Source organism: Candidatus Oleimmundimicrobium sp. (assembly GCF_030651595.1).
Lineage (GTDB): Bacteria > Actinomycetota > Aquicultoria > UBA3085 > Oleimmundimicrobiaceae > JAUSCH01.
This window is the reverse complement of the sequence record NZ_JAUSCH010000062.1, coordinates 1-15,299: the sequence shown is the minus strand read 5'-3', so window position 1 is coordinate 15,299 and position 15,299 is coordinate 1. Positions and strand designations below refer to the sequence as shown.

The 15,299-nt window shown below is 39.1% G+C and carries 13 protein-coding genes and 1 pseudogene; all 14 read left to right on the top strand.

Going from position 1 to position 15,299, the window contains the following annotated elements; genetic code table 11:
• Positions 1-246: 246 nt before the first annotated feature.
• The 14 genes and pseudogenes from Q7U95_RS04295 to Q7U95_RS04230 all read left to right on the top strand — a co-directional run bounded on the left by Q7U95_RS04295 (position 247) and on the right by Q7U95_RS04230 (position 15,180).
• On the top strand, positions 247-1,428 hold the full coding sequence (locus tag Q7U95_RS04295) for a cofactor-independent phosphoglycerate mutase (RefSeq protein ID WP_308752134.1): 1,182 nt from the start codon (positions 247-249) through the stop codon (positions 1,426-1,428).
• Between the two features lie 10 nt (positions 1,429-1,438).
• Complete coding sequence (locus Q7U95_RS04290) at positions 1,439-2,485, top strand: glycosyltransferase family 4 protein (protein ID WP_308752132.1); 1,047 nt, start codon at positions 1,439-1,441, stop codon at positions 2,483-2,485.
• Between the two features lie 17 nt (positions 2,486-2,502).
• A complete protein-coding gene (locus Q7U95_RS04285) occupies positions 2,503-4,707 on the top strand; it encodes an amylo-alpha-1,6-glucosidase (protein ID WP_308752130.1) in 2,205 nt (734 codons plus the stop codon).
• 180 nt (positions 4,708-4,887) lie between these two features.
• Entirely contained in the window at positions 4,888-5,715 is an 828-nt protein-coding gene (locus Q7U95_RS04280) for a metallophosphoesterase (RefSeq protein WP_308752128.1), read from the top strand.
• 92 nt (positions 5,716-5,807) lie between these two features.
• Positions 5,808-7,103, top strand: a complete 1,296-nt coding sequence (locus Q7U95_RS04275; protein WP_308752126.1) for a 2,3-diphosphoglycerate synthetase — start codon at positions 5,808-5,810, stop codon at positions 7,101-7,103.
• Complete coding sequence (locus Q7U95_RS04270; protein ID WP_308752124.1) at positions 7,063-8,016, top strand: hypothetical protein; 954 nt, start codon at positions 7,063-7,065, stop codon at positions 8,014-8,016. Before Q7U95_RS04275 ends, Q7U95_RS04270 begins: the two co-directional genes overlap by 41 nt.
• 20 nt (positions 8,017-8,036) lie before the next feature.
• Positions 8,037-8,699 (top strand): fructose-6-phosphate aldolase, encoded by a 663-nt coding sequence (gene fsa, locus Q7U95_RS04265; RefSeq protein WP_308752122.1) that lies wholly within the window; start codon positions 8,037-8,039, stop codon positions 8,697-8,699.
• Positions 8,700-8,728: 29 nt separating this feature from the next.
• The gene (gene rho / locus Q7U95_RS04260; RefSeq protein ID WP_308752120.1) at positions 8,729-10,036 is read left to right on the top strand and encodes a transcription termination factor Rho; all 1,308 of its coding nucleotides are present in this window, start codon (positions 8,729-8,731) and stop codon (positions 10,034-10,036) included.
• Positions 10,037-10,153: 117 nt separating this feature from the next.
• Positions 10,154-10,351 (top strand): annotated as a pseudogene (gene rpmE / locus Q7U95_RS04255) (50S ribosomal protein L31); the annotation flags it as partial.
• A gap of 106 nt (positions 10,352-10,457) precedes the next feature.
• Positions 10,458-11,132, top strand: a complete 675-nt coding sequence (gene thyX / locus Q7U95_RS04250) for an FAD-dependent thymidylate synthase (RefSeq protein WP_308752118.1) — start codon at positions 10,458-10,460, stop codon at positions 11,130-11,132.
• A gap of 65 nt (positions 11,133-11,197) precedes the next feature.
• Positions 11,198-12,187, top strand: coding sequence for a DUF1385 domain-containing protein (locus tag Q7U95_RS04245; protein ID WP_308752116.1), 990 nt, complete (start codon positions 11,198-11,200; stop codon positions 12,185-12,187).
• 2 nt (positions 12,188-12,189) lie between these two features.
• Complete coding sequence (prfA, locus tag Q7U95_RS04240) at positions 12,190-13,278, top strand: peptide chain release factor 1 (RefSeq protein WP_308752136.1); 1,089 nt, start codon at positions 12,190-12,192, stop codon at positions 13,276-13,278.
• A 12-nt stretch (positions 13,279-13,290) separates the two neighbouring features.
• The gene (gene prmC, locus Q7U95_RS04235) at positions 13,291-14,172 is read left to right on the top strand and encodes a peptide chain release factor N(5)-glutamine methyltransferase (RefSeq protein ID WP_308752114.1); all 882 of its coding nucleotides are present in this window, start codon (positions 13,291-13,293) and stop codon (positions 14,170-14,172) included.
• 357 nt (positions 14,173-14,529) lie between these two features.
• Positions 14,530-15,180 carry an L-threonylcarbamoyladenylate synthase gene (locus tag Q7U95_RS04230; RefSeq protein WP_308752112.1) on the top strand — a complete coding sequence of 217 codons (651 nt, stop codon included), beginning with the start codon at positions 14,530-14,532 and terminating at the stop codon, positions 15,178-15,180.
• Positions 15,181-15,299 lie beyond the last annotated feature (119 nt).

Sequence of the window (15,299 nt, the reverse complement as noted above, 5' to 3'; positions counted from 1 at the left end):
AAATTACAATGAATTACTATAAATTACAATTGTATTACAGCAAATTTCAATGAATTTCAATATCAGCACTCAGTAAAAATTAAGTAGAGAGATTAGGTAGAGATTGATAAAAAGGTAAAGAGTAAAGGGCATAGAAGAATTGGAAATTGCCGTGCCTGCCCTGCTTGCCGGTAGGCACGGCAATTTTCATTTTTATTTTTTAATTTAAATGGTAGCAGCTAATAGCTACCAATAACCGGAGGTTCTATGAAATACGTTTTTCTTGTGCCGGACGGAGCTGCTGATTATCCTTTAGAAAAATTAGACGGCAAAACTCCTTTGCAAGTAGCAAAAAAACCCAATATGGATTTTATCGCGAAAAACGGTATTACGGGGATGGTAAAAACTGTGCCTGATGGGATGAAACCGGGAAGCGATGTGGCCAATTTATCTTTGCTTGGCTACGATCCTAAAAAATATTATACTGGTCGCGGTCCATTAGAAGCAGCGAATATGGAGATTTACCTTGAACAAGACGAAGTGGCTTTCAGGTGCAATCTTATTACAGCTTCAGATGATATTCTTGTAGATTACGGGGCGGGTCATATCTCTAGCGAAGAAGCAAGAATTTTAATTCAAGCTTTAAATGAAGGGCTTGGGAACAAGGGGTTGAGCTTTTATCCTGGGATAAGTTATCGTCATCTTATGGTGACAAAAGGTGATTATTCCAGAACATTATGCATTCCCCCTCATGACATCACAGGGCAATCTATTAATAAAAATCTTCCTAAAGGAGAAAACTCTTCTTTATTGAGAAAATTAATGGTTTCTTCCAGAGAGATTCTTGAAAATCATGAGGTAAATATCAGACGGAAAAAAATGGGGAAAAACCCGGCAAACATGATTTGGCTTTGGGGACAAGGAATAGCCCCTTCGATGCCGGCTTTTTCCGAAAAGTATGGTTTGGCTGGTGGAGTTGTTTCAGCGGTGGACTTGATTAAAGGGATAGGTCGCTGTATTCGCCTTAAAGTCATTGATGTTCCGGGAGCTACGGGTTATTTCGATACAGATTATCTGGCTAAAGCAAATTATGCTTTATATGCTTTAAAAAAATTGGATTTTATATTTGTTCATGTTGAGGCGCCTGATGAGGCGGGTCATAGTGGCGATATAGAAGCAAAAATTGAAGCTATTGAACAATTTGACAGCAAGGTTGTGGGCACAATACTTGAAGGGTTAAAAGATTTTGATTATAAGATTATCGTTGCGCCGGACCATCCAACTCCAATTTCCATCAAAACTCATGTTGCTGATCCTGTACCGTTTGCAATTTATCAGGCAGGAATAAAGCCGGATGGTGTGGAAGTTTTTGATGAATCCGTGGCAAAGTTGAGTTTATTGCGGGTGGATGAAGGATATCGGTTGATGGATTTGTTTCTTAAAAGGTAAAGAGGTTGAAATGAAAATTGCTCAGTTGGCGCCAGTTTGGGAGAGAGTCCCTCCGGTTAAATATGGAGGGATAGAGATGGTTGTCTATCTTTTAACAGAGGAGCTTGTGAAAAGGGGCCACGAAGTTACGCTTTTTGCGACGGGGGACTCAAAAACCAGCGCCGAATTAAGTTCGATATATCATACTCGACCACCGAGGAATTTATTGGCGGGAGGGGATCTGGTCCCCGACTTACTCCATGTTACTTCGGCATTCAAGCGGGCAGATGAATTTGACATAATTCATAATCATGCGGGTTATTGTGGAATTGCGTTGGCTAATTTTGTTTCAACTCCCGTGTTGACTACACTTCACGGTCCTTTTATGGCGGAAAACAAGAGATTTTTTAAAACATTTAAAGATGCTGTTTATTATAATTCTATTAGCGATGCTCAAAAAAAGGGTTTAGCGGGTCTCAATTATGTAGGCACCATCTATAATGCGATTGATGTTGACCGTTACGAATTTAAGAGCAAAAAAAAGGATTATTTTTTGTTCTTGAGCAGAATTACCGCGGATAAAGGAGCACATACAGCGATAGATGTTGCAAAAAAAGCGGGAGTAAATTTAATTATGGCCGGTAAAATTGACCCCGGTAGCGATACGGAATATTTTGAGAAAATGATTTATCCCCAAATTGATGGAAAACAGATTAAGTTTCTTGGTGAAGTTACCGATAAAAGAAAAAAGGAACTTTTAAGAGACGCCAAAGCATTTCTTTTCCCGTTGCAATGGCCGGAACCATTTGGGTTAGTCATGATAGAAGCAATGGCGGCGGGAACCCCTGTTATTGCTTTTCCTTATGGCAGTGTGCCTGAAATTGTTATTGATGGGGAGAGCGGGTTTATCGTAAATTCTGTTGAAGAGATGATAGGAGCCATTACTAAGATAGATAAGATAGATTTATTTAAATGTCGTAACTATGTTGAAAAAAAATTCGGTGCAACTCGAATGGTCGATGATTATGAAGAAGTTTATAAGAAGATAATTAAAAGACACAATAGCTCAAGGGGGTGAGTTAGCTGGCAAAGTTTGTGAGTCCCGGCGGCCGGGTTTTTGAAGAAGAAACTGAGGCTACAAATAGAATATTAAATGAAGGCATTCCCTTCATTATTGTAGATGTCAAAGAAAAGGTTTTAAGCATCAAAGAAAATGATTGTTTTTTACTTACTAACCCGGAAGGGAATATTCCCTGGGGAAATGGTCGCGGGCTTGGTTTTTACTATCAAGATACTCGCTTTCTAAGTTGTCTGGAATTTTCAATCAACGGTAAAAATCCGGTTTGTCTAACTTCAACGGTAGAGTTAAATTATTTAGAGAGTCTTGAGTGTACCAACCCTGATTTAGAGAGCGATGGGGTCAAAATTTCTCAGCAAACTTTAAATATAAGACAATTGAGATTGGTAAAAAAAGGTCTTCACAATAAAATTAGGGTTAAGAACTATAACTCTTTTACCGTCAATTTAAACCTCCAGTTTAAATTTGACTCTGATTTCGCGGATATTTTTGAAGTTAGAGGATTGAAACGTAAAAGTAGGGGAAAATTACTACGTCCGCAGTTCGAGGGCAAAAACGTCATCCTTGCTTATATAGGCAAGGATGACGTTTTTCGCCAAACAAAAATACACTTTGCCATTAAGCCATCTTCTGTAGAAATTGGAGCGAAAGGGGCTGTGGTAGTTTTTAATTTAAAGATTAAATCTTTTTCAAAATTAAGTTTTGGTTTTTATGTGGAGCCTATCGTTGGGGAAGATACGGAGAAAAAAATCAAACCTAACTTTGGACACACTTTAAGCAATCTTAAATCATCCTATAAAAAATATAGTGAAGAATGTCTTCAGATAAATACAGATAATCAAATATTTAACCGGTTACTTGCTCGAAGTAGAAATGATGTTCGTTCTTTGGTGATTAAGATGCCTGAGGGCAGAATAATTGCTGGAGGGATACCTTGGTTTATGGCTCCCTTTGGTAGAGACAGTATAATTACTTCGATTCAAACTTTGCCGTTATGCAGTGATTTTGCGAGAGATACTATTAAATTCTTGGCTGCTTTCCAAGGCAAAAAAAAGGACAATTGGCGTGACGAGGAACCGGGGAAAATAATTCACGAGCTAAGAAGGGGCGAACTGGCAAATTTAAACGAAATTCCACATACTCCGTATTACGGCTCAGTTGATTCGACTCCATTATTCTTAATTCTTATTTCAGAATACTTAAAGTGGACAAACGATATAGATTTAATAAAAAAAACCAAAATCAACATTGATAATGCTGTGAACTGGATAAAAAATTACGGTGATAAAGATGGTGATTTATTTGTTGAATATGAAAGAAAATCAGAAAAAGGTTTAGATAATCAGGGATGGAAAGACTCTTTTGACTCTGTTTTTCATATTGATGGCAAAATAGCTAAGCCCCCTATTGTTCTTGCTGAAGTTCAGGCCTACGTCTATTATGCCCTAAGAAGAATGAGTCAAGTTTATGATAAACTTGGAGAACCTCAAAAAAGTATGTCTTTAGTTTCTTGGGCAGAAGCTCTTAAAAAGAAATTCAATAAAGAGTTTTGGATGGAAGAAGCAAATTATCTTGCCATGGCTCTCGATGCCGATAAAAGACAGGTTAAGACAATTACTTCGAATCCCGGACAGGTATTGTGGACAGGTATTTTAGACGAAAACAAAGCTAAAAAAGTTGCAGAGCGTCTTATGAGGCCTGATATGTTTTCCGGTTGGGGAGTTCGCACCGTAAGCAAACTGGCAAAAGGTTATAATCCAATGAGCTATCACAATGGAACGGTTTGGCCTCATGATAATGCCTTAATTACCAGGGGTCTTAAGAGATATGGATTTGATTGGGCTACAGAGGAGATAGTAACCGGTTTGTATGATGTTGCCACGCATCATGCTTATATGCGGTTACCTGAGCTTTTTTGCGGTTTTACTCGCGAGGAGGGGAGTTGGCCGATTGATTATCCGGTTGCTTGTAGTCCGCAGGCATGGTCAGCTGGGAGTATATTTATGATATTGCAATCATTATTGGGCATAAGTTCCGATGCTCCTAATGATGTGCTCTATATAAATAATCCGATTCTTCCTAATTGGTTAAAAACCGTTGAGTTGAAGGGGCTAAGAGTTGGCAAAAATGTTTTAGATATCTCCTTCCGTTGTGAAAATAATACAACTAGTTTTACAGTTCCAAGAAAAGAAGGAAAAATAAAAATTATTATGGAGGAATAAAGATTTTATTTGACCTCAAGAAAGATTTGAGTAAAAATTAACCCATCCTCTAATATCTTCATAAATGCGGTTAGGAAAATATCTGAACAAAATATCTGAACAAAATATATCCTTCTTTATCAACTTTTATATAAAGATAGTGTCTCATAAGAAAGATTTTTGATTTAAGGAGAGAGGTTTATGGTTGAAGAGGCAAAAGATATGAACCGCTCCATTACCATCGTACATATTTCCGACATACACGCTGGGTCCCAGTATTTTGTAACAAACCTGATGAATCGTGCTGTCGAAGAGATAAATGAAATTGCACCGGACATTGTCGTAGTTACGGGAGACTTAGCTAACCAGGGATTTCGTCAAGAGTTTACGACAGTGGAAGCCTTTCTTTCACAGATAAATTGCAAAAATAAACTTATTGTACCCGGGAATCATGATTCAAGAAATGTGGGCTATGTGCACTTTGAAGATATTTTTGGTTCACGAAACAATGTGTTGAGATTTAACGGGGTGGTTATTGTTGGAGTAGATTCAAGTGAGCCCGATTTAGATAGTGGTCGTGTGGGTCGGGAGCGTACCAAATGGGCGTTGGAGCAATTTAGCAGTAAATCGAATGATTTAAAGATAATGGCAATGCATCACCACCTTCTCCCGGTACCAAGAACCGGAAGGGAAAGAAATGTTGTTTTTGATGCCGGTGATGTGTTGGAGGCCTTAATAAGCAATGGTGTTGACATAGTTCTCTGTGGGCACAAACATGTGCCGTATGTCTGGCGGATTGAAAATTTAGTGGTAGTAAACGCGGGAACCGTATCATCTCTGAGAGTAAGAGGTCGTACGAAACCTTGCTATAATCTCATCAAAACTAAAGGGGATACAGTGACGATTTACAGAAAATATCCTTTTGGAGAACAAGTTTTATTAGCAAAATTTTTGCTAAGTGGAGGCAAGTACTGTAAATGGAAAACGATTGAGCCCCGCACTCAAGATGGTGATGGTGAGGTACCATAAAAAAAGCAATTGCGTTGGTCGACGGAGAACACTATTTCCCTGTTATCAAAGCGGCTTTGGAAAATATCGAGAGAGATCTAGGATATAAATTGATGGCTGTAGTTTTCATTGGTGGCACGGAGAAAATTACCGAGGAAACAGATTTAAATTCTCTTAGTTACCCTGTAGTTTTTGAAGCAGAACCCCTTGTTGGTATCAATTATGCCCTTTCAAAATATAAACCGGATTTAACTATTGATTTAAGTGATGAACCTGTGGTAGGTTATATCGAGCGATTTAAATTTGCCAGTTATATCTTAAAAGCAGGTGTTTCTTATTTAGGAGCAGATTTTCGTTTTGACCCACCCATTTTCCATGATATTGTAACGAAACCCTCAATTTCAATAATTGGTACCGGCAAAAGAGTTGGTAAAACAGCTGTTTCGGCATATATTTGTCGCCTACTTGAAAAAGCCGGTCTTTCTCCTTTAGTGGTAGCGATGGGCAGAGGAGGCCCGGAGGAACCCGAAGTTTTAGAGGGGAAAAAGTTGCACATAACTCCACAATTTCTTCTTAAGGCAAGTAAAGAAGGAAAGCATGCTGCTTCGGATCATTACGAAGATGCTCTTATGAGCAGAGTTACGACCGTCGGTTGTCGAAGATGTGGCGGGGGGATGGCAGGAGCTCCCTTCATCTCAAATGTTTTGGAGGGTGCAAGTTTAGCTAACAAGTTAAAAGAAGAGTTGGTCATATTTGAGGGGAGCGGGTCGGCCCTTCCACCCATTCGGACGGACATGAGAGTTGTCGTGGTGGGAGCAGATCAGCCGGTAGAATATATAGGCGGTTATCTCGGTCCCTATAGACTTCTTATATCGGACCTTGTGATTCTAACGATGTGCGAGGAGCCCATGGCAAGTCAAGAAAAAGTGGATTTACTGAAAGAGACAATAGGAAAAGTTAACCCAGACTTAAAGGTCATTAAAACGATTTTTCGTCCCCGTCCTTTAGAAAATATCAGTGGAAGACAAATTTTTCTGGCTACTACCGCTTCCTTAAAGATGAAAGGGGTTTTGAAGGATTACTTAGAGAAAGAGTTCGATTGCGAAGTTGTTGGTATAAGCAATAACCTGTCAAATCGTCCCAAACTTAAGAGAGACCTGGAACGACACAAGGGAAAATTTACGACCATTTTAACAGAGCTTAAGGCAGCTTCCGTTGATGTTGTGACGAGTATGGGCTTAGAGATGGGTGCCGACGTTATTTACATGGATAACGAGCCGGTTGTAATTGGCGAAGATGGTGAGCTCGAAGACGCACTAGTTGGTTTGGCTAAAGAAAGCATAAGTAAATTTAGAAGGAGAAAAAAGCGTGGCAAGTCCCAAGAAAGAAGAAAAAAATATCCTAATTAGTGATGAAAAACATGGTCTTCCTTTTTCAAAAGGTTTGATTGCATCGTCGATTATGGCAACTAGTATTCCTCCCAATAAAGCGTATGAGATAGCTAAATTTATCGAAGATTACTTAAAAGAGAAAGGCATCTATTCTATAAAAAGTAAAGATTTAACTGATTTAGTGATTGAAACTATGGAGTCCAAAATGGGAGCGGATTACGCTCGAAAGTATAAATGCTGGTTAATGTTGGGAAAACTTGATAAACCATTGATAGTTTTAATCGGAGGAACTACGGGCGTTGGAAAGTCGAAGATTGCGACGGAGGTTGGTAGCAGATTAGGGATAACACACATTATTCCATCCGATGCTATTCGAGAAGTCATGCGCATGCTTTTATCGAGGGAACTAATGCCTGTTCTCTATAGATCTTCATTTGATTCATGGAAATCTTTGAAAATGCCTTTTTCGGAGAAAGAAGACCCTGTAATCGTTGGTTTTAAAGAACAGGCCGAGGTTGTAAATGTTGGTTTAACCGCGGTTGTTCGAAGGGCGGTGCGAGAGGGCATCAACACGATAATTGAAGGGGTGCATATTGTTCCCGGTTTCATGGAGTTTAATCGATTCAACAATGCTGTTATTGTTCCATTAATTATTCCCATGGAAGCCGAAGGTCTTCATAGAAGCCATTTTTACATAAGAGAAGTTGATACTGGAGGAATGCGTTCTTTGAAAAGATATAGGGCAAATTTCGAAAACATTAGGAAAGTTGGTGAATATATCGAGAAGATTGCCGCAAAAGAAAAGGTTCCACTTATACCGAGTTATAGCTTAGATAAAGCGATTCAAGAGGTTGTGGAAGCAATTTTAAATAAAGTTGTTGATTCATGTTCAAGCGAGATTGCTGCAACCGGATCTGGTAAAGAAGAATAGACTTTTTAAGGGGTGATTACATGAAAATTTTTATCGATACCGCAAACATTGAGCACATTAGGGAGATTAACTCTTGGGGAATTTTAAGCGGAGTAACAACAAACCCAACTCTTTGTGCTCGAGAGGGCCGGGAGTTTCGCTCAGTTATCAAAGAGATTACAGAAATTGTAGATGGCCCAATAAGCGCGGAAGTAGTAAGTTTTGATAAAGAGGGTATGCTAAAGGAAGCGCACGAGCTTTCAAAAATTGCAGAAAATGTTATCATCAAAATACCGATAACTCCAGAAGGTCTTGCTGCAACAAAAGCATTGTCTTCTGAGAGAATACAGGTCAATATGACTTTGGTGTTTTCAGTAAACCAAGCCCTATTGGCGGCACGAGCCGGAGCTTCTTATGCCAGTATCTTCCTGGGACGGTTGGATGATATAGGGCATGATGGAATTTCAATTTTATCTGATATTGTTACCGCTTATGAAAATTATGGTATTACAACTGAGATTATTGCTGCGAGCATAAGACATCCCATGCATGTTACTGAAGTGGCTTTAACTGGTGTAGATATCGCTACTATTCCCTACAAAGTTATTAAGACGATGGCTAAACATCCTTTAACAGACAAAGGTATAGATAGATTTTTAGAAGATTGGAACAAGTTAAATAAACTTATTTCAACCAAGAAATAAGCGAACGAGATTAAGGAAGGTGTGTTTGATTGGAGAAAGTAAATATTAAAAAAAGTGAATTAGAGAAGAAAAAATTAGACGAACTTAGGCCCATTGGAAAAGAACTCGGCATAAAAGATGTAAATAAAATTAAGAAGACCGAGCTTATTGAAGAAATACTTAACAAACAGCCTAAAAAAGTTTTACCTAAAAGCCGTCCGATAAAAACAGAAGGCAGTGCTGAGTTAAGAAAAGGAATTTTGGATATTTTAAATGATGGATATGGTTTTTTGAGGACAAAAGGTTATCTTCCAAGTGATAACGATATTTATGTTTCTGTTTCCCAGATTCGCCGGTTCGCGCTTCGCAGGGGTGATGAAGTGATGGGACAAGTTCGGCCTTCTAAGGATAATGAAAAATATAGTGCTCTGTTAAAAATTGAGGCAGTTAATGGGGGAGATCCGGAACTTGCTCGAGGCCGAAAAACTTTTGAATCACTAACCCCAATCTATCCCACAGAAAGACTTAGACTTGAGACGCCCAACGGCGGAGTTGCTCCAAGGGTTATTGATTTGGTGTCTCCTATTGGCAAAGGGCAAAGAGGTTTAATTGTTTCACCTCCAAAAGCGGGTAAGACAACGGTATTGATACAGACTGCAAACAGCATAACTACTAACAACCCGGAAGTGGTATTGATTGTTCTACTTGTTGACGAGCGACCCGAGGAAGTTACGGATATGGAACGTTCTGTAAAAGGTGAAGTAATTAGCTCAACTTTTGATAAACCTTCGGAAAATCATGTTCAGGTAACTGAACTTGTCCTTGAGAAAGCAAAACGTCTTGTTGAGCAAGGGAAGGATGTTGTTCTTCTTTTAGATAGTATCACGCGTCTTGCCAGGGCATATAATCTAACTGCGCCTCCAAGCGGCCGGGTTCTTTCAGGTGGTGTGGATTCAGCAGCTCTTTATCCGCCAAAAAGGTTTTTTGGCGCGGCAAGAAATATTGAGAATGGCGGAAGTCTTACGATTCTTGCCACAGCTTTGGTTGAAACGGGCAGTCGCATGGATGAGGTTATTTTTGAAGAGTTTAAAGGAACCGGAAATATGGAAATTCATTTAGACAGAAAATTAGCAGATAAGCGAATATTCCCCGCTATCAACATTGAACGCTCAGGAACAAGGAAAGAAGAACTCATTATGGATTCCGCTGAAGCACAAGAGGTATGGAAACTCAGGCGAGTTTTGCATTCGCTCGATCCATCGGCAGCAATAAATCTTTTAATTGACAAAATTAAAGAAACTCGTTCAAATGCAGATTTTTTGAGGCAGATTCAAAAAACCTCCATACCTTCATCATAATAAATTGTTTTAGTCGCGCGCTTTAATAGTTTTTCACGGGATTGCCAAGAAGGCTTTTTCTGTGTTAATATCTTCCTTGTTTTTTAATTTGGTTGATGGTTTTTGGAGGTGAAATTTTTGAAAAAAGATATCCATCCTAATTATGAAGAGTCTAACGTTACTTGTTCGTGCAGTGAGACTTTTGTTACTCGTTCAGTAAAACCTAAGTTAAAAGTGGAAATTTGCTCGAAATGTCACCCGTTTTATACGGGTAAGCAAAAATTAATAGATGCTGGAGGAAGAATCCAGAGGTTTCAAAAGAAGTATGGTTTACAACCAATAGAAGCTTCAGATGAGAAACCAACCGGAAAAGCTGTTGGTTTACATAAGAAATCAGAGACCAAGGAGTCTTCTGAATAATACTTGGTTAGAAGTGGTTTAGTTGAACGTTAAATTGTTGGAACATACCCCAAAGCCTGAACGAACCATAGCTACAGCGGCGCGGATTTGTTACGCGCCGGTTGGCGCGGACGAGTTATTCCGGGTTTTATCAGATAAAGAAGTTGAAAAACTTGTTAATCTAATCATAAAATCAGGGCATTTAAGTGCTGTGGAACATGCTGTTTTTACTTTTGCCATAGATGGAATTTCAAGAGTATGTTCTCATCAATTGGTAAGGCATAGATTGGCCTCATTTAATCAACAATCACAAAGATATGTGAAATATTCAAGTGATTTAAAGTTTATTACTCCTTCGTCGATAGAAAATAATCCATTAGCGAAGGAAAAGTTTGATAAGTTAAATGCCACGGCGTTGAAAGTCTATCAGGAACTGCTTGAAGAAGGAATTGAGGCTGAAGATGCAAGGTATATCTTGCCCAATTCAACCGAGACAAAGATGGTTGTTACGATGAATGCTCGTGAATTTCTCCACTTCCTTAGTCTTCGTTGTTGTAATAGAGCACAATGGGAAATCAAAGAATTGGCGCTTACTATGTTGAAAGAAGCAAAAGAGGTAGCTCCCTTGCTCTTCAAAGAGGCGGGGCCACCATGCAATCGCGGTCCTTGTCCTGAGGGCAAATTTAGTTGCGGAAAGCCCTGGAAAAAAATCAAGTAATCTTGGTTTAACAATTAATACTTTAAATTTAGCTTGCCCAACTTTCTAATCATTGAGGTGAAAAATTGAACAAAATTAACTTTAACTACCTAAAAGCCTTATCCATAAAAAGAATTTTTAAAAAGATGAATTTTTTAATTTGTTCCGCGTTTTTTTCAAAAGCTCAGGTTGGTGGCCAAGCTGTGTTGGAAGGCGTTATGATGCGAGGCAAGGAAAATTGGGTCTTAGCTGTTCGCAAACCAAGTCAGGAAATTGTTACTGAAGAAAGGAAAATAAATTCTTTTTCAAAAAAATACCCTATCTTAAAACTTCCCTTGATAAGGGGAGTTGTGGGGGTTATAGAGATGTTGGTTATAGGAACGAAAGCCATTTCTCTCTCAGCCGAGTTAGCTACGGAAGGAGATGAAGATGTAGAAATCAGCTCCAAAGAGATGACTATAAGTATTTTTTTGGCGTTTGTATTTGGTTTGCTTATCTTTGTTGTTTTGCCCAGCTGGATTACCGTTTTATTAAAAGAACATTTGTCAAGCGGGGTAATAACCAGTCTCTTTGAGGGCTCTTTGAAGGCGATTATTTTTCTTATCTACCTTATTTTTATATCGTGCTTTAAAGATATAAGACGCGTTTTTGAATATCATGGGGCTGAACATAAAACAATCCATGCATATGAAAGTGGGGATGAATTGACTCCTCAGGCGGCGTCCAAGTATAGTCCTTTACATGTGGGCTGTGGAACCGCTTTCATGTTAATAGCGCTCACGGTTTTAATTTTTATCTTTGCTTTTCTGGGGAGGCCTCCTCTAGTTTGGCGCATCATAAGCCATCTATTGTTGGTTCCTTTGGTTATCGGGATAAGCTATGAATTAATTAAACTAGCTCGTAAATATAAAGATTCTTTTTTAGTTAAGATTGTTTTGGCCCCCGGTCTTTGGTTACAGAAATTGACAACCAGGGATCCTTCTGTTGACCAATTGGAAGTGGCTATTTTTTCGTTAAAAAAACTCTTATCTCTCGAGGACTTTACCGAGGAAAGTGAGGATTGTATTTTACAGTAATCATGAAAGACAAAATTAAAATGTTGGAAAAATTAAATGAAGTTGAAAAAAAGTATGAGGATTTGACTAAAAAGTTAAGCGATCCTGAAATTCATGCTGACCCCAAAAAGTATAAAGAATATGCAAAAGCTCATTCAGAAATTACAGAAGTTGCCAAGAAAATTAAGGAATACAAAGAAGTTTTAAAGAATATTGAGGAAGTTAAAGTATTGATGAAAGAGGAATCCGATAAGGAAATGCAGGATTATCTTCAATCTGAATTGAGTTCTGCCGAAACAGAGCAGGAAAAGTTAGAAAATGAGCTTAAAGAGATGATGATAACCAAGGACCCCAACGATAAAAAAGATATTATTATGGAAATAAGGGCTGGGGCGGGCGGCGATGAGGCAAGTCTTTTTGCGGCGGGAATGTATAAGATGTACTCTCGATATGCTGATCAACAAGGTTGGTCAATGCAGATTTTAAGCTCAAGTCCTTCCGGATTAGGAGGATTTAAGGAGATAATTTTTGAGGTAAAAGGCAAAGATGTTTATGGCCATTTAAAATATGAATCCGGTGTGCATAGAGTTCAAAGAGTACCCGTTACTGAATCGGGTGGCCGAATTCATACATCGACTGTAACAGTAGCAGTCTTACCTGAGGTCGAAGAGGTTGAAGTTGATATCAATCCAACTGATTTGCGGATTGATATATTTCGTTCGAGCGGCCCGGGCGGGCAATCTGTTAATACAACTGACTCGGCAGTAAGAATTACTCACTTGTCTACCGGTATTATGGCTTCATGTCAAGAAGAACGTTCTCAGTTACAGAATCGTGAGCGGGCAATGAAAATTCTTCGAGCTCGCTTGTATGAAAAATATTTAGAAGAGCGGCGTGCGGGAATAGCTGAATCGAGAAAGCTTCAAATAGGAACGGGTGACAGAAGCGAAAGAATAAGGACTTATAATTTTCCTCAAGGGAGAATAACCGATCACCGCATAGGTCTTACTATTCATAATCTGGATTTTGTGTTGGAGGGGAACATAGAGGAGATTATTAAGGCTTTAGCGCTTGCTGACCGTACAAAGAAGATGAGCGAGTCGTCTATTTAAGGGGTAAATTGGTTGGTTAAGAAAGAAAATTATAATGTTTCGGAAATTTTAAAACTTGCGACATCTTTTCTTAAAAAAAATGGCATACAAAATCCCCGTCTTGATTCGGAACTTTTACTGGGGGCAGTTCTAAATATTTCACGCGTAGAAATTTATACTGATTTTTTTCGTCCTCTAAGTCCGCAAGAAATTCAAACATATCGTGAACTCATTAGTATTCGAGCTAAAGGAAAACCCGTTGCTTACATTCTTGAAAAAAAACCCTTCCGGCATCTTGTTTTAAAAGTTAATCAAGATGTTTTAATTCCAAGGCCTGAAACTGAACTTGTTGTCGATAAGGTGTTGGAGATTGCAAAAAAAAGGAAAGAAAGCGAATTTAAGATGGTTGACTTAGGCACCGGAAGCGGAGCCATTGCGTTGAGTATCGTTTACGAGATGTCCAATGTTTTTATGTTCGCCTTAGATTTTTCCGAAAAAGCTTTAAATGTGGCTCGGGAAAACGCCAAACTCTACGGATTAAACGACAAGGTCAAATTCATTTGTTGTGATCTTTTCAAAGATTTAGATAACGGTCTTAAGAATAAAATTGATGTGATTGTTTCTAATCCCCCCTATATTCCAAGCGGCAAAATAAATGAACTCCAAAGAGAAATTCGAGATTTTGAACCGTTGTTGGCTTTAGACGGGGGCCCCGATGGTTTGAAAGAGTATAGGAGAATCATTGCTGAAGCTCCGGATTATTTAAAGGAAGATGGCTATCTAATTTTGGAAATTGGCGAGAATCAAGCTGATTCTGTTGAGTGTTTGTTGAATGACTCGGGGAAATATGATGAAGTTGATATATCAAAAGATTATGCGGGTATTGAGCGGATAGTGGCGGCCAGAAGAAGATAGATCCAGCTTCCAGCCGCCGGCTATCAGCCTCCAGGGGAAAATATGAGTAGAGAAAAAGAAGGGTATAGGGTAAAGGGAGCTGGCGACATAGCAACTTAGAAACCAAGTAGCCACGTAGCCAAGAAATCAAGGAACCAGATAACTCCCGACTCCCAACTGATTGGTATAGGGTGATGGGCAAGGTAGAAATTAAGTAGAAATTACAATTAGTTACCATTAATTACAATAAATCTCAATTAATTTCAAAGTACCTGATGGCAGAGAGAGTATGGAGTATAGAGTATAGTAAAACCAGCAATCTGGCTAACAAACTCCCGACTCCCAACTAAGGGACTCCCGACTGATAGAGAGGCATCCATGCAAGCTAAAATTATAAAAGTCGATTGTGAGAATCCGGAACTTGCTGTTATTGAGGAAGCTGCCGATATTCTTAAGGCGGGGGGCTTGGTGGCCTTTCCTACTGAAACGGTTTACGGCTTAGGTGCCGATACTTTTAACCCGGAAGCTGTTGAGCGAATATTCAAAATTAAAGGCAGGCCATTCGATAAGCCTCTGGCAATTTGTATCTCAAATGTTGCTGATTTGGATTTTTTGGTTGAAGAAGTTCCTGAATTTGCAAAAAATATTATTGATAGATTTTGGCCGGGCCCACTTACATTAATATTTAAAAAACGCGAGACTGTCTTTTCCCAAGCTACTTGTGGAAGGGCCACAGTGGGAATAAGGTTTCCTAAAAATAAAATCACACTTTCTTTAATTGCTTCTGTTGGAAGGCCTTTGGTGTTGACCAGCGCGAATATTTCCGGTATCCCAAGTTCAATCGAGGCGCAACAAGTGCTCAATGATATCGGTAAAAATATTGATTTAATTTTAGACGGAGGGAAGACCGAGCTTGGTGTAGAGTCGACAATTCTGGATTTGACCACAGCCCCGCCTACCATAATTCGTGAAGGGGCCATTACGGTCAAGGAGATTGAGAAAGTTTTGGGAAAGTTGAAAGTAAGCTGATGCCTGCCCGCCTTTGGAAGGGCAGATAGCTTATGCTTGCCCGCCTCTGGCGGGGTTGATGGAGGATGGAGTATAGAAGGATAACGAGTATGGAGTAAGAAAGTAGAAATTAATGGAGA

Coding starts and splice junctions, on each gene's coding strand:
- Q7U95_RS04290 (WP_308752132.1), top strand. CDS start 1,439: ATGAAAATTGCTCAGTTGGCGCCAGTTTGGGAGAGAGTCCCTCCGGTT.
- prfA (WP_308752136.1), top strand. CDS start 12,190: ATGAAAGACAAAATTAAAATGTTGGAAAAATTAAATGAAGTTGAAAAA.
- Q7U95_RS04295 (WP_308752134.1), top strand. CDS start 247: ATGAAATACGTTTTTCTTGTGCCGGACGGAGCTGCTGATTATCCTTTA.
- Q7U95_RS04275 (WP_308752126.1), top strand. CDS start 5,808: ATGGCTGTAGTTTTCATTGGTGGCACGGAGAAAATTACCGAGGAAACA.
- Q7U95_RS04280 (WP_308752128.1), top strand. CDS start 4,888: ATGGTTGAAGAGGCAAAAGATATGAACCGCTCCATTACCATCGTACAT.
- Q7U95_RS04230 (WP_308752112.1), top strand. CDS start 14,530: ATGCAAGCTAAAATTATAAAAGTCGATTGTGAGAATCCGGAACTTGCT.
- fsa (WP_308752122.1), top strand. CDS start 8,037: ATGAAAATTTTTATCGATACCGCAAACATTGAGCACATTAGGGAGATT.